7 protein-coding genes are annotated in these 16,738 nt (G+C 47.6%); 5 read left to right on the top strand and 2 right to left on the bottom strand.

The annotated features are described in order from the left end of the window. Positions 1 to 158: 158 nt before the first annotated feature. From ABV001_RS12665 to meaB, 3 genes are all read left to right on the top strand, one after another. The gene (locus ABV001_RS12665) at positions 159 to 6,095 is read left to right on the top strand and encodes an alpha-2-macroglobulin family protein (RefSeq protein WP_352423145.1); all 5,937 of its coding nucleotides are present in this window, start codon (positions 159 to 161) and stop codon (positions 6,093 to 6,095) included. Between the two features lie 209 nt (positions 6,096 to 6,304). After that, on the top strand, positions 6,305 to 6,691 hold the full coding sequence (locus tag ABV001_RS12660; RefSeq protein ID WP_352423144.1) for a DUF1573 domain-containing protein: 387 nt from the start codon (positions 6,305 to 6,307) through the stop codon (positions 6,689 to 6,691). Positions 6,692 to 6,774: 83 nt separating this feature from the next. Further along, a complete protein-coding gene (gene meaB / locus ABV001_RS12655) occupies positions 6,775 to 7,866 on the top strand; it encodes a methylmalonyl Co-A mutase-associated GTPase MeaB (protein ID WP_352423155.1) in 1,092 nt (363 codons plus the stop codon). Positions 7,867 to 8,059: 193 nt separating this feature from the next. Here the strand turns inward: meaB and ABV001_RS12650 are convergent, their stop codons facing one another. Continuing rightward, positions 8,060 to 8,779, bottom strand: a complete 720-nt coding sequence (locus ABV001_RS12650; RefSeq protein ID WP_352423143.1) for a YebC/PmpR family DNA-binding transcriptional regulator — start codon at positions 8,777 to 8,779, stop codon at positions 8,060 to 8,062. Positions 8,780 to 8,874: 95 nt separating this feature from the next. Next, a complete protein-coding gene (pheT, locus tag ABV001_RS12645; protein WP_352423142.1) occupies positions 8,875 to 11,337 on the bottom strand; it encodes a phenylalanine--tRNA ligase subunit beta in 2,463 nt (820 codons plus the stop codon). A gap of 162 nt (positions 11,338 to 11,499) precedes the next feature. Between pheT and ABV001_RS12640 the strand changes: the two genes are divergently transcribed. Both ABV001_RS12640 and ABV001_RS12635 read left to right on the top strand, forming a co-directional pair. Next, positions 11,500 to 14,589 carry a DEAD/DEAH box helicase gene (locus ABV001_RS12640; protein WP_352423141.1) on the top strand — a complete coding sequence of 1,030 codons (3,090 nt, stop codon included), beginning with the start codon at positions 11,500 to 11,502 and terminating at the stop codon, positions 14,587 to 14,589. Between the two features lie 197 nt (positions 14,590 to 14,786). Next, the gene (locus ABV001_RS12635) at positions 14,787 to 16,718 is read left to right on the top strand and encodes an IS1634 family transposase (RefSeq protein WP_502929888.1); all 1,932 of its coding nucleotides are present in this window, start codon (positions 14,787 to 14,789) and stop codon (positions 16,716 to 16,718) included. Positions 16,719 to 16,738: the final 20 nt, after the last annotated feature.

The raw sequence follows: 16,738 nt of genomic DNA, 5'->3' as shown, positions 1-16,738 counted from the left end.
ATGCCACGAAAGAAGATACCGGTTTTTTTTATCAAAACAAAAGATATCTGAAGTTGTTAAAAAGACAGTCCGGATAGATTAAACTATTTTGGTTTTTACTTATCAAACGTTTCTGATAATTAAAAGTAAAAAGAACTTGTTTACAAACAAATACTTCTATGAACAAGATATATCTCACTCTCCTTCTCGTGGCATTTGCGACGGGAGTTTTTTCGCAGAATAACCGATCTATGAACAGAAACCAATATGCCAGTGAATGGGCAAAGGTGGCTGATTTTGAAAAGAAGTCGTTGCCCCAATCGGCTTCAGATGCCGTGAACGCCATTTTGCAAAAAGCCATAAAAGATAAAAACAGCCCACAGGTCATCAAGGCGTTGATCCATCAGGGAAAATACGACCTGGTGATGGACGCGCAAAACGATACGCTTATCTTCCGCAACCTGAACGAGATGCTCGAGAAAAGCAGTGACCCGGTGGAGCAGTCGGTGCTGCATTCCATGCTGGGGGAATTATACCTGCAGTATTACCAAAAAGAGCGGTGGAATATCGATCAACGTACGGACTTGGGTGATTTCGTGCCGGCCGATATGAAAGAGTGGACCTCCAATATTTTTTTCAATAAGGTGGGGGAACATTTGAATGCTTCGTTGGCTCAGGAAAAAGAGTTGTTGAACGTAGAGGTAGAATCGTATACGGCGGTCGTGGAATTGGGCAAGGATTCGAGGAGATTTTATCCCACCATGTATGATTTCCTGATGCGTCGCGCCATAGGGTTGTCCGGCCAAATAGACCAGGGGGCAGACTTGAGCCGCATACTGGCAAGGAAGAATATTTCTCAACAATCGTTGTTTGCACCTGCGGATGAATTTGCCAAGTTGTCATTCGATCCACAACCGGTAGAAAAGGAATTGTGGGTACTTGAATATTACCGGCAGCATCTGGCATCATTACTTGACAGGGAGTTGCGACAGTCCATACTGCTGACAGAACTTGAAAAACTGGACTATCTGCCCGGATTGAACGATGCTTATCAGACTCATGCGCTGCCTTCGCTGGAAGCATTGCTGAAGAAATGGGAAGGTGATCCGTTTAGCGTGGAGATCGTCGACAAGCTTTGTGGTTTCTATCTTCAGAAAGTTGATTTGATAAATGCAGAAGATACTGTGGAGCGAAAAGAGAAGACAGCCGAAGTGTATGAATTGTTACGGAAAACCATTGCGGACTTCCCGAAATACGAACGTATCTCCATACTCCGGAACAGGTTGTCACAACTTACCCAGCCGAATTTTACCGTTACGGGAGCGGGCACATTCCCGAAAGAGGGCAAGAAGGAGCTGAAGGTGAATTTCAGGAATATCCGTTCGCTTACCGCGAAGCTTTATCGTCTCAATTCACCCATGGAGGGGTTGGAAGAACGATCGAAAGTCAAAAGTCAGATAGCGGGCAAGCGAGTGCTTGTGAAGGAAATACCCATACCGTTGCCCGACATACCCGAATACTGGCAGGGGGAAACGTCGTTCGCCATAGATCTCTCTGATTTTGGAGCCTATATGCTCACCTTCAGTTCATCGCCCGAGTCGGAAGAGAACAGGGGATCGGATTATTATTTTTCGGTTTCTGATTTTGCCGTTTTCACACGTAGCGCGTCCGATAAAAAGTACGACTTTTTTGCAGTGGATAGAACTACCGGTGCGCCGGTTCCCAATGCCAAAATCGATATTTATAAGCTGCCAGGCAATTGGAACAATTCCCGGCTTACGCTGGATCAGTCAGTTGTCACCAATGAGTTGGGACTGGCTGTGTATGAGAAGAAAATCCCGAACAATGATGTTTTTTATCATGTTGTTTCTGGAAATGACAAGGGTTCTGCGCTGAACCGGTTGCCATCGGTTTTTTATACTTATTCAAGCGGTAACGATGAAGCGCGGGAGGATATAACTGTTTTCACGGACCGGAGTATTTACCGGCCCGGACAGACGGTTTACTTCAAGGCGATCCGTTACCGTACTGTCGCCGGGGAACAAACTGTTATTCCGGGCAAACCTATTGAATTAATGTTGCGGGATGCCAATCACCGGGAAATCTCAAAACAGACCATCACTACCAACGAATTTGGTTCCGTTGCCGGTGAATTTGTGTTGCCGCAGGGAGTGTTGCCGGGTTCCTTTACGGTCGAGACCGGCAGAGGGGGGACGAGTTTCCGGGTGGAGGAATACAAACGTCCTACATTTGAAGTGACTTTCGACAAGATAGAAAAGACCTATCAATTTGGTGAGGAAATCAGTCTGAAAGGTAAGGCTGAGAGTTTCTCGGGTATAACGTTGCAAGAGGCGAATGTGGAATATTCGATTACACGCCGGCAAATGTGGTGGCGGATATGGGGCGGAAACAGAACCGATCATTATGTGGCGGGCAGTGTCACTACCGGCAAGGATGGCCGTTTCGAGATCGGATTTACCCCGGAAAAACCGGATGGGCAGCGTTTTTCCAAAGAAATATACTCTTTTGTAGTGGTGGCGAACGTGACCGATATTAACGGTGAGACCCAATCGGCTACCTATACCGTCACGGTGGGCGATTTATCTATGATTTTGTCTTTGGAGATGGCCGACCGGTGGGTAAAAGAGAAAGATGAAAAAATCGTGATCACTGCCAAAAACCTGGATGGCAATGATGTGAATGCTGAAGGAGCTTATCAGATTTTTTCATTACAGGAAAATGACTCTATACATCAACAGGTGGCAGATGGTACATTCAAGACTGGTGTGCAGCCGACATTGAGAAAACAGTTGGACGGTTTGGCATCAGGAAAATACCGGGTGAAATTAGCGTCGAAAGACGACAGGGGAAATCCCATTGAAACGGAGAAAGATATAATCCTCTTCTCTTATGCGGATAAACGTCCGCCGGTGAAGACCAACGATTGGTTCATCGAAAAAAACAGGAACTTCTCACCGGGCAAAAATGGGGAGGTGATTCTGGGTGTTTCCGAGAGAGTACATGCCTTGTATGAGTTATGGCAGGAAAATACCCTGGTGGAGCGGAAATGGATTGGTTTGGACAATGAAAACCGGCTTTTCTCGATTCCCTATAAGGAACAATATAAGGAAGGTGTTACCCTGATGCTTACCTATGTGAAGGGTGAAAAGTTCCATAGCCACAAGGTGGACTTTCTTCCGGAAAAAGATAAAAATGAGCTGAATGTGAAATTGGATGTGTTCCGTGACAAGATTCGCCCCGGTGCGGGAGAGGAGTGGCGGATCACCGTGACCGGTGCGGATGATACCCCCGCGGCGGCAGAGGTGCTGGCGTCTATGTATGACTTTTCGCTTGAAAATATTTATCCGTCCCTCAATTGGATACTTTCTCCTTCCCGTTTTGTCCGGTATAGGCCGGCAATGAGCTTGGAGAACGACCGGTCTTTCCTCGATGAATCGGCGTATGGCTATCTGTCGCCGCAATGGGAGCAGGTCTCTTCGTTTGAATTGGACCGGTTTAACTGGTTCGGTTATTCTATGTTCTACTCCGGCAGGATGATGCTAAGGGGTGCGAGAGCAAGTGGGGCACATTTACAGATGTTTAGTAAGTCGCAACAGGTAGTGCAGGAGGCGCAAGGGATCGATATCGCAGAATTGAGCGAAAATAAAATTATCTCTGTCACAGATATGGCAGCTGCACCTATTATGGGTAAGGACGAAGGAACCAGAGAAGAAAGTGGTGAGTCGCCCCAGGCATCAATGGCGGATGGCGATGAAAACGGGAGTCCACAAATACGGCGTAATTTCAATGAAACTGCTTTTTTCTTTCCGCAACTGAAAACCAACGACAAGGGTGAGACCCAAATCACCTTTACTGTGCCGGAAAGCAATACACGGTGGCGTTTCCGCGTGCTGGCGCATGATAAGGAATTGAATAGTGGAACGGCGGAAGCTTTTACCGTGTCGCAGAAAGAGTTGATGGTGACGCCCAATATGCCGCGGTTCCTCCGTCACGGTGATCACGCGGCGATATCTACCAAGATATCGAACCTCTCGGATGATGCGGTCAGCGGCAGCGTGAAGCTGGAATTCTTCAATCCTCTTACTGAAGAGGCTATCTCTACGATATCATTGGATATCCGGGAGCAGTCGTTTTCTCTGGAACAGGGTGCTTCTTCAGATGCGTCGTGGAGGTTTGAGGTACCGGCCGACATTGATCTTCTTGGCGTGCGGATTGTGGCAAGCAGCGCACAGTTCAGCGATGGTGAACAACATGCGTTGGCGGTGCTTCCCAACCGGATGCTGGTGACCGAAAGCATGCGGATGGATCTGAACGGTAAGCAGACTAAAGAGTTTAACATGGATAGGCTGATTGACCGGTCATCCGCTACCATACGGGATTTCCGGCTGACGCTCGAGTTCACCTCCAATCCGGCGTGGTATGCGATACAGGCGTTACCGGTGCTGGGTGAATCTGAAAGCGACAATGCGGTTTCATGGTTTGCTTCCTATTATGCCAATTCGTTGGGAGCACATATCGGAGAGGCGTTCCCCAAAGTGAAGGCGATGGTGGAAGCATGGAAAAAGCAGGGAGGAAGTAAAGAGACTTTTCTATCCAATCTGGAGAAGAACCAGGAGCTGAAGAATGTATTGCTGGAGGAGACGCCATGGGTATTGGAAGCCCAAAACGAGTCGGAACAGAAAGAGCGGCTATCACTATTGTTTGATTTGAATCGCAGCCGTAACCTTACAAATACGGCTATAGGCAAGTTGCAGGAGTTACAAACCAATCAGGGGGGCTGGAGTTGGTTCAAGGGTTTTAATCCGAGTATAAGCATTACCCAATATATCCTTTACGGATTTCATCAGTTGAAGGAACTGGGCGTTGCCGGGTTTTCTGACGATATCCTTGCGATGCAGTCAAAAGCGGTTTCTTATGTCGATATTGAGGCCCAACGCCGTTTTGAATCGCTGAAAAAGTATAATAAAGACTGGAAAAATATCAAGACCATTTCCATTACCGACCTTGAGTATCTCTATGTCCGCTCCGCTTATACCGGGAATACGCTGGACAAAGAGACGAAAGAGATGACTGATTTTTATCTCTCCGTGATTGAAAGGAACTGGACGCAATATGGATTGTATGAACGCTCATTGATTGCCATGCTGATGAGCCGTCAAGGGAAAACCGGCACGGTGGACGCCATCATGAAATCTTTCCGCGAACATGCCATCCGTTCGGAAGAAATGGGCATGTATTGGGCGAACAACCGTGCACATGTGTTTATGTCGCAATCGGCCGTCTCGGTGCACGCCTTTATCATGGATGCCTTCCGTGCAGGGGGGGCCAGGGCGGAGGAAATCGATGAGATGAAGCGGTGGTTGTTGAAGCAAAAGCAAACGCAGTTGTGGGAGACAACGCATGCCACTGCAGACGCTGTGTATGCGTTGCTGAGCACCGGAAGCGACTGGTTTACCACAGAGGGTGAGACAATCATTTCAGTGGGAAAACAGCGTGTCGAGCCGGAGAGCAAGGAGTTGGGCAGCGGTTATTTCAAGAAATCGTGGAGCCGAACGGAAATAACTCCCGAAATGGGTAAGGTTAGTGTGTCACATCAGGGAAACAGTCCTGCCTGGGGCGCACTCTACTGGCAGTATTTCGAAGATATGGACAAAATTGAAAAAACCGATGCTGCACTCGATATCGAAAAGCAACTCTTTGTGGAGCAGGCTACCGCGACGGGAACGCAATTGGTGCGTATTACAGAGGAGAGTCCCTTGAAAGTGGGAGATAAAGTAGTAGTACGATTGACAGTGAGAAGCGATCGTGATATGGAGTTTGTCCATTTGAAAGATATGCGTGCCGCCGCTTTAGAGCCGGCCAACCAGATCTCCGGCATGGGATGGCAGAACGGAATTCCCTACTACCAGACCTCCAAAGATGCCTCTACCGGTTTCTATTTCGACAATCTGCCGCGGGGTACTTATCTGTTCGAGTATGCGGTATATGTGAACCGGCCGGGCAGTTATTCCAACGGTATCACTACCATCCAGAGCATGTATGCCCCTGAATTTACATCGCATACCGCCGGAATGAGAATTATTGTTAAAGAATAAACAAGCTTTAAACGAATTTGTTACTTTTGTGTCTGTAAACAACATAGTATCGGCAGAAAAGTGAACAAGATTGTATTGAATATACCTCCGTCCACAGACCTCGAATAATTTGATGTCCTGGTCTATCTGGCAACTAAAATGTATGAGGAGTTACAAAAAGATATTACCCTTGCATGAAGAGGTAATGATGAAAAATAAAAGAAAGAAAGATGAAAAAATTTAGTTTAGTATTATTGTGTGCTGTTTTGCTTGGCGGAGTGGCCTTTGCCCAGCAGAACCCGGAGATGGATTTTAAGAGGACAGAGCATAATTTTGGTATTATCAAAGAGGAGATAGGCTCGGTTTCCACTCAGTTTGAATTTACCAACAACGGAAAAAGTCCGCTTATCATCCAGCGGGTATCCGCATCCTGCGGATGCACTACTCCCAGTTATACCAAAGAGCCCGTGTTACCGGGTAAAACGGGGACTATCTCCGCTACTTATTCAACCGTGCGTCGCCCGGGTACGTTTAACAAGACCATCCGGGTTTATACCAATGTGCCCGACACAGTGTATGTGTTGACGATCAAAGGGAATGTGACGCCCAAACAATAAATTGTCGTTTCGATTGATAATATAGGCCGGATGAGCTATCTTTGTAGAAGTTCATTCGGTTTTTTAATTTGCCAATAAATATGATGGAACATCCCGAAAACGATCCGAAATACAAAGGACTTATTGTCAATAAAGGTGTCTCCCGGCCACCCAGCGTAAATCCTTACCTACAGAAAAGAACCAGAGAGCATGAGTATTCCGTGGCTGAATATGTGGAGGGCATCTTATCCGGGAACAGGGTGGTACTCAGCCAGGCGGTCACCCTGGTGGAGAGTTCGCGTCCTGATCATCAGGAGAAAGCACAGGCTATTATCGAGCAGTGTCTTCCTCATGCCGGCAATTCCATCCGTGTAGGGATTACCGGTGTGCCCGGAGCGGGTAAGAGCACCTCTATCGACGCATTCGGAATGCATCTGTTGAAGAAAGGACATAGACTGGCGGTACTGGCTATCGATCCTTCGAGTGAACGGTCGAAAGGAAGTATCCTGGGAGATAAAACAAGGATGGAGAAGCTCTCTCTGGCGCAGGATGCCTTTATCCGTCCTTCGCCGGCAGCGGGGTCTTTGGGTGGCGTGGCCCGTAAGACCCGTGAGACCATTGTCCTTTGCGAAGCGGCCGGGTTCGATTATGTGTTTGTGGAAACCGTGGGGGTAGGACAATCGGAGACGGCAGTCCATTCGATGGTCGATTTCTTTTTGTTGATCCAGCTTTCCGGCACCGGTGATGAGCTGCAGGGCATCAAACGGGGAATTATGGAGATGGCTGACGGCATCGTGATCAATAAAGCCGATGGCGATAACATAGGAAAGGCGAAAATGGCCCAGCGACATTTCAGTAATGCATTGCATCTTTTCCCGCTCCCCGAATCGGGATGGTTACCCAAGGTGCTCACTTATTCCGGGTATTATAATCTCGGTATCCCTGAGGTTTGGGACATGATACACAATTATATCGATTTTGTGAAAGAGAACGGCTATTTTAACCGTAAACGCAATCAGCAGGCAAAGTATTGGATGTACGAAACCATCAACGAACAGTTACGTAATAGCTTCTATCGTGATCCTGAGATTGCAGGGTTATTGGAAAAGCTGGAGGACGATGTCCTTGGTAACCGTAAAAGCTCTTTTATAGCCGCCAGGGAAGCCCTTGAAAAATATTTCGGACGGAGAAAATAAAAAAATGCTCTTTATTGGAATAATGATACCAACTTTTTTGTAATTTTGCCACTCAAATCGTTACGGCGCACTCTTCTAACGGTTAGGAAAATTGTTTCTCAGGCAATGAATAGCGGTTCGATTCCGCTGTGCGCTACTTCAATCCTGATTTATACATATTACAGCGCCCTGCTTTTACCCTCTCTCCAAAGTTTTATTCCCCTTCCGCCATGTTATGGAAGACATTCTGGACATCGTCGTCCTCTTCAAATTTCTCCAGTAATTTTTCGATCTGGGCGCGTTGCTCTTCATTGAGTTCTTTGGTGTCGTTGGGGATGCGCTCAAATTCGGCAGAATGGATTTCAAAACCGTTTTCTTCCAGATAATTCTGAATATCGGAGTAAGACTTGAAATCACCGTAGAGAAATATCTCCTCTTCGTCGATCACCACCTCATCTACCCCGTAATCGATCAGTTCCAGCTCCAGGTCTTCCAGCGAAACACCGTCCTTGGGCGCAATCTTGAACACGCACTTGTGGTCGAATAAGAACTCCAGACTGCCGGAAGTTCCCAGAGAACCCCCATGCTTGTTGAAATAACTCCGGACATTTGCCACGGTGCGTGTGGGATTGTCGGTCGCTGTTTCCACCACGATAGCGATACCGTAAGGTCCGTAACCCTCATATACCATTTCCTTATAATCGGAATGATCCTTGTCGGTCGCTTTTTTGATGGCACGTTCCACGTTCTCTTTCGGCATATTTTCTTTCTTTGCCTGTTGTATCAACACACGCAGACGCGGATTGGTATCGGCATCGGGGCCACCATCACGTACAGCTATGGTAATCTGTTTACCTAATTTTGTGAATACGCGGGCCATATTGCCCCACCGTTTCAGTTTTGTCGCTTTTCTATATTCAAATGCTCTTCCCATATCTGTTTGAAATTACCAATTACAAATTATTAATTACCAATTACCAATTACACCTAACCACTTAATCACTTAGGCACTTAGGCACCTTTCCACTTTTATCTCAGCTGCGCTCCCAGTTCGGTTTCCAAACGTTTCCGGATCCGCAACATCACATTGTCGATCTGCTTGTCGTTCAACGTCTTTTCTTCATCCTGAAGCAGGAAATTAACCGCATACGATTTTTTGCCTTCGGGCAGGTTTTTTCCTTCATATACATCAAAAAGGGATATCTTTTTTAGTAAATTCTTTTCTGCCCCGAGGGCTATCTGCCGGATTTGATTGAAGGTGAGTTGTTTGTCAATTAAAAGGGCAAGGTCCCTGCTTACCGCAGGGAATCGGGCAATCTCCGAAAAGCTGACCGATTGTTTTTCGGATTCTTTCATCAATATATCCCAATTCATCTCGGCGAAGAATGTTTCCGTATCTATATCGAACTTTTTACATATTGCGGGGGAAACAATACCAAAGAAACCTATGCTACGTGTATGTGTTCTGACGCTCATACCTACGGAAAGGAGTTCGTTTGTCTCTGTTTCGAAGAATACCTGATTACTGTTAATTCCCATTCTTTTCAGGATATTTTCCACATGCGCTTTCAGTTCAAAGACTGAACTTTGTTCACCGGCTGTCGCCCAATTCTTATGGGTGCGTTTACCGCAGATCCATAATCCGATATGGAATTCTTCGGAGTAAGGGGCAAGGATTTTATCGTCGCTCTTTTTTGTCTCATTGAAGAAATAACAATTGCCGAATTCATAGAACCGGAGGTCCCCATTTTTACGGTTGCGGTTATAGGCAATACTCTCCAATCCTCCGAAAAGCAGTGTCTGCCGCATCACGTTAAGGTCGTTGCTCAACGGGTTTACCAGTGGCACGCAGTTTGCGGCAGGATAAGTTTCTAAAGATTCATAATACCCTTTTTTAGTGAGAGAGTTATTCAATATCTCGTTAAATCCGTTTGCCGTGAGCTGTTCCGAGATCAACGTCTGCATTTTCTGTTTGCGGTCTGACAGCGTTTGAGCAGAGAGATTTGCTTTCAATGAGTTGCTGATATCCACGTTGTTGTATCCGTAGATACGGAGGATATCTTCGATTACATCCACATCGCGCGTCACGTCCACCCGGTAGGTCGGGATGCGAAGTGTGAGTTGGTCATCCGTTTCGTTTTCTATCTCAATTTCCAGACTGTTTAAAATACTTTTGACAGTATCTTTAGGGATCTCTCTGCCTATCAGTCTGTTTGTCTTGTCGTAAGAGAGGGTTACCCGTACTCTTTCGACAGGTATAGGATATATATCGCGAATATCGCCTTCTATTGTACCGCCAGCCAATTCTTTCACCAACATTGCCGCCCGTTTCAATACATACACGGTATTGGCCGGATCGGCACCCCGCTCGAATCGGAACGACGAGTCGGTGTTCAGTCCATGCCGGCGGGCAGTCTTCCGCACCCATGTGGGATTGAAATAGGCTGATTCGAGGAATATGTCGGTTGTTGTTTCGGTTACCCCCGACTTCAATCCTCCGAATACGCCGGCGATACACATCCCTTCTTCCGAATTGCAGATCATCAGGTCGTTTTCGCTTAATTCGTGTTCCTGTTCATCCAGTGTGATGAATTTGGTTTTGTCGGGCATAGTGCGTATCACAACCTCATTTCCGGTGATATGTGCTGCATCGAATGCATGCATCGGATGCCCTGTCTCATGCAGCACGAAGTTGGTGATATCAACTATATTGTTGATAGGACGGAGCCCGATCAGTAATAATTTGTTCTTCAGCCAATCAGGACTCTCTTTTACAGTCACGCCACGGATAGTGAGTCCTGAATAGCGCGGGCAGGCTTCCCGGTTCTCCACGATTACTTCAATACCACCTTCCGGGGTACCTACTGCAAACCCTTCCACGGATGGTTTTGTGAGTTTGTATGGTTTGCCCGCCTGTTCCAGCCATGCTGCCAAATCGCGTGCCACTCCGAAATGGGAGGCAGCATCTATACGGTTCGGGGTAATGTCTATTTCAAGTACGTAATCACTTTTAATGTTGTAGTATTCTTTGGCAGGTGTTCCTGCTTTGGCATCTGCCGGTAGTACGATAATACCTTCGTGCGAGGAGCCCATACCGATCTCGTCTTCGGCGCAAATCATGCCGAATGACTCTTCACCACGGATCTTGGAGCGTTTTATCGTGAACACATCATCGCCGGAATACAATTTCGTACCGATGGTGGCAACCACCACTTTCTGTCCCGCTGCCACATTGGGTGCACCGCAGACGATTTTTAGCGGCTCCTCGCCATCGCCGATATCCACGGTAGTCAGGTGCAGATGGTCGGAATTGGGGTGGGAAACACATGTCAGCACTTCACCTATCACTAAGCCTTCCAATCCCCCTTTGATGGTTTGTATCTCTTCTACGTTTCCCGTTTCCAGTCCTATGGAGGTGAGCGCATCGGCCGTCTCCTGCGGCGACAGGTCAAATTGAAGGTACTCTTTGAGCCAGTTGTACGAAATGTTCATACGATTAATATTTAGACAAAAGAATCAAGAGCCAAGACGCAAGATATTTTAACCATAGTATTTGTCGGAGAAAACGTAGTCAAATCCTTGAATTCTTGAATCCTGAAATCTGAAATTTTCAAATAAGGTTCAAAATTACAAAAAAAAGCGATAACTCTTCCAATGTTCAAAAATTTAGTACTTGTGTATTTCGGCTTTTCCACGGTTTTAGCTAATTTTGCTCCTATGACGGACACACTCATAATAACGCTTGTCAATCACCCGAATTTCGGTTATATGCTTCAACCTGTAGTTGCCTCTTTTAATCCTGATACAGAATTGTATATGATTGTAGAGGTGGCGCGTGTCGCTTCTTCATCCTATCAGGATTTGACGGAGGATGAGCAACGGATTGTCCGGCTGTCCACTTCCTGTTCGGACAGGGAATTGATGCGCTCCTTTTCCAGGGAGAAGAACGAAGTCGCTTTCCTGCAAAAGGTTTCACCGAAAGATATCGAACTCTATATCCGCCCCTTTATCGAGAAGATGCAGCGTGAACTGGCGGCTCTTATCCGGAAGGCCGGCACGCCTGTTTTCTTGCGTGAGAAGACTGCTGTCCGCGATCTCCGGGCAAGTCAAGCAGTGGAGGTGTTGAAAGAGCCGTCGGAGATGGTTTTCCATTTTTCCCGGGCGGAAACATTTACCTATAAGGCGATAGTACGGAATGGCACTGCGGACGTGACACTTTACGAGCAGTTCTTCGCCCCGTTAGTTTCTAATCCCGCCGTTGCGGTGATCGGCAGGCAACTGCATTATTTCAATGATGTGGATGAAAAAAAATTGCGCCCTTTCTTCAGGAAGAGACAGATTGAAGTCCCTGAGCGGAGTGTGTCCGACTATATCCGTACGTTTGTGCTGCAATGCGTGAAAAATTATGAGGTGACGGGTGAAGGCATTGCTATTTTTCCACAGCACTACCAGCCTGTCGCCGTGTTGACACTCGAATCGGATTTCAATTTATTGCCGGTGCTTACCTTGCGGTTCCATTACGGGCTGCATCGCTTCGCCATCGACAGGCCCTACAAAAAAGTGGCGGAGGTGGTGGAAGAAGAGGGCGTGCTCTCTGTCGGCTGGTTCTTCCGGGATGAAGAGTGGGAGAGGGCGCATGTAGAGATGCTGGAGAAAGGAGGCTTGACCCGGTCGCGGACCGGCCAATTCAATATTGCTTCCGGACGTAAGCACGTTGTGGCTAACAGAGAGATCCCCATTCCCGGGAGTAAGCGTGAAGTTCCTAACGGTGAAAGCCCCATTCCCGCAAGTAGGACGGGCGAAGCCGGTTCGACCGGTCTGATTGAATGGATTAACCGGCATGGGGAGCTATTGAAGCATTTCGAGTTGAAACAATCGCTCGGAAAGTTGGTTTACTTCACCGGAGAGGTCAATTTACAGGTTGATGTCACCAGTAAAAACGACTGGTTCGACCTTTATTGTGTGGCCTGTTTTGACGATTCCGACAAGTCGGGAGAAGTAGTGAGGGTGCCATTTGTGAAACTGAAAGAGCATATCATGAATGGTATCCATGAATATATACTCCCCGACGGCCGTATTGCCGTTTTACCGTCGGTTTGGTTTTCACGTTTTGACGAGATGTTCCGTTTTGGGAAAATATCGGGTGATCACTTACACCTTGCCAATACCCATTTCCGTGTGAAAGAACTGGCGGAGAACGGTCGCTTTTCGGAGGTGAAGACGGGTGAGCGACTGCTTTCCGTCGATATCCCATCGGCATTGAACGCTACATTGCGGCCGTACCAGGAGAGTGGTTTCCGTTGGTTGGCTTACCTGGAGGCAAAAGGTTTCGGAGGGTGCTTGGCAGACGACATGGGATTAGGAAAGACACTACAGACGATCGCACTGCTGTTGCATCTCTATCTGGCGAAATCGAACAGAGTGGGAGAACTTATACAAGCCGCCGGGTTGAAGTCGTCAGGTGTTCCCCGCCAACTTTCTATTTTCGATGATTTTGCAGAAGAGGTGCAGGTAAAAAAAACACTCCCGCCGTCCCTAATTGTGATGCCTACATCGTTGATCCATAACTGGTCGAGTGAATTGGAGAAGTTCGCACCGCTGCTGGATGTCTATGCCCATTACGGGAGCAACCGCCTTCAGGGGGATGATTTCAACCGTCGGTTGAACCATTGCCAGGTGGTTTTGACGAGCTACGGCACCGTCAGACAGGATATCGACCTGTTAAGCCATTATCACTTTCACTATCTTGTGCTGGATGAGAGCCAGTACATCAAGAATCCGGACTCGCAAATTTTTGAATGTGTCAAGCAACTCCATTCGACGGGAAAGCTCGCGCTGACCGGTACTCCCATCGAAAATTCATTGTCCGATTTGTGGTCTCAGATGGATTTCCTGAATGAGGGCCTGTTGGGGAAACGCAGGGCATTCAGGGAGCGTTTCAGCGAGAGCGATGTGGTCAATGACGAAGAAGCAAGGCGCAAGCTACTCAACATTATCGACCCTTTTATCCTGCGTCGCACCAAGGAAGAGGTGGCGCCGGAGCTGCCGCCATTGACGGAAGAGACGGTCTATTGCGAGATGGAGGAGCGGCAGGCGGCACTCTACAATGAAGAGAAGAACAAGATCCGCAACGTCTTGCTGGAACAATGGGCCGAAGCGGATAAATCATACACCGTGGCGGCATTGAGCAGTCTGATGCGCCTGCGTCTATTGGCCAATCATCCTGCTATTTCCCTGCCCGGTTATGAAGGTGAATCGGCCAAATTCGAGCAGGTCATCTCGCAAGCCGAAGTCATCTTCGCCGAACAGCACAAGGTGTTGATCTTTTCCTCTTTTGTCAAACATCTTCAACTGTTTGCCGACTATTTCGACCGGCAGGGGTGGCGCTATGCATGGCTGACCGGGAGCACTGTCGACCGGCAGGGTGAAATTGAGAAGTTCAACAACGACGACGGTGTCAAGGCATTCTTTATCTCGCTCAAAGCAGGCGGGACAGGGTTGAATCTCACCGCGGCGGATTATGTGTTTATCCTCGACCCGTGGTGGAACCCGGCTGCCGAGATGCAGGCTGTCAGCCGTGCCCATCGTATCGGGCAGAAGCGGAATGTGACACTCTACCGGTTTATCACCAAGCATACGGTGGAAGAAAAAATCCAGCGGTTGCAACGCTATAAAAAAGCATTGACCGATGCGGTGGTCAAGCCGCAACTCTCCGTAGAGGAGATGAAGGAGTTGTTGGAGTAGGATATGGGTGAATACCAGTCACTTCTCCAGAATACTTTCATCTTAACCCAACTTTGACCCCCAAAAATATTTTCGTCCTATTTTTGGGTCATTTATTTTTGTAATTATCTAATAGTCAATAGTGGCATTTTTCAAAAGTGCATAATTCCCAATTGTAGTACACAGTGAGTTATTTTCTTATGCTTATCTTTGGGGCGATGCATTTCATTTCAGAGATACGATATAATCCGGGAACAGGGTGCGAACAAAAATATTACCGCATCAAGGAGACGTTCCGTGACAGGGTGGGAAAAGTCCGTTCCCGCATCCTGCTCAACGTGGGGTTCCTTTCGGGACTCCGTCCGGAAGATATCCGGGATATCGGGAAAGGACTGACCTGGATGAGCGAACATGGCGATCAGCCGACAATCCTTGGAGATGCATTTGCCCGTTATTCGGATACCGTGCGCGGCCATGTGGAGAAGTATTGGGCGATGATGGTCGAACAGGGCAGTGTGGACATCGTCCAAAAAGTAATCGATGACTCAACGGCAGAAGCCCGGCGCATGGTCGACGTGGGAACAATGAAACATACCGACGCCCGGGATGTCGGCGCCGAATGGCTCTGCCTGCAAGCCATCCGCCAGTTGGAACTTGACAAGTTGTTGGAAAAGGAGGGTTGGAGTGAATCCCGCGTAAATGCTGCCCTGTCACACCTGGTCACACGCACTATTTATTCCCCGTCGGAGTTAAAATCGTTGCGTGTGATGAAGGAGAATTCCGCTGTCTGCGAACTGGTTTATGGCCGGCAAGATGTCCTGCCCGGGTACAAGACCACTTATCAAGTCGCCCCTGATTTGTATAAGATTAAGGATAAACTGGAACGACATTTATGTAATAAGACCGACACACTGTTCAACTTGTCGAACCGCATCCTACTTTTTGACTTAACAAATTTTTACTTCGAAAGCAGGAAACAAAACAGCAAAAAAGCCGCTTTCGGCCGCAGCAAGGAGAGGCGCAACGACTGTAAACTTCTTGTGTTGGCGCTCTGCATCAACACGGATGGGTTCATCCGGTATTCGTCCGTGTTGGAGGGAAACATGGCAGACCCGAAGTCCCTTCCCGACATGATAGGGAATGTCATCCTGAAGAGTCCGGTTAGCGACAATCCCGAAGAGAAAGCCCTTGTGGTCATCGATGCCGGGATTGTCACGGAAGACAACCTGAAGTTGATCAGGGAGAAAGGGTATAACTATCTATGTGTGTCACGCAGGCGCCTGACGGATTATGAATTGAAATCCGAAGGTAAAACCGTGATCGTGCATGACTGCAAAAAACGGGAAATACGTCTCAGGGAAGTCGAGCACAATGAAGGAGGGGATTATTACCTGCAAATCAACTCCCCGTCCAAAGGGCTGAAAGAAAGCTCGATGAAAGGGCAGTTCAGGGAACGTTTCGAGACTGAACTTCAAAAGGCGAAAGACGCGTTGGGTAAAAAAGGCGGCACAAAAACCTATGATAAAGTCGTCGAGCGGGTCGGCCGCGCCATGGGACGCTACCCTTCGATTGCCAAATTCTATGACGTGACATATACCCGCAGCACAAAAAACACGAACCAAATGTCCGAACTGTCGTGGCGTATCCGGTCAGAAGAAGACTTTGACCGTGACAGCGGGATTTATTTTCTCCGCACCAATATTGCCTCCCTGGACGAGAAGGTAACATGGGATTATTATAACCTGATTAGGGAGATCGAGTCCACAAACCGGCAGCTGAAGACGGATCTGAGCCTGCGCCCCATTTTCCATCAAAAAGATGACCGTTCCGATGCCCACCTGTTCTTCGGATTGCTGGCATACTGGATAGTGAACACCATACGCTTCCAACTCAAAGAATCGGGAATCAACCATTATTGGACGGAGATCACAAGAATAATGTCCACCCAGAAAGTGGTAACCACGGAGGCTGTCAACGCCTTGGGAGAAAAGGTGCAAACCAGGATTTGCTCCGAACCGACGAAAGACGCGGCATCGATTTATAAAGCACTCCACTACAAAGACAGACCTTTTAGAAAAATCAAAATTTGTAGTACACAGCAAGACTTTCAAAAAAATAAGAATGCTGTTTTACAGAGAAATACATCCTGAAGGGGTCAAAGTTGGGTTAA

Source organism: Proteiniphilum sp. (genome assembly GCF_040307845.1).
Lineage (GTDB): Bacteria > Bacteroidota > Bacteroidia > Bacteroidales > Dysgonomonadaceae > Proteiniphilum.
The sequence above is the reverse complement of the archived record's forward strand: the minus strand, read 5'-3'. Positions and strand labels throughout refer to the sequence as shown.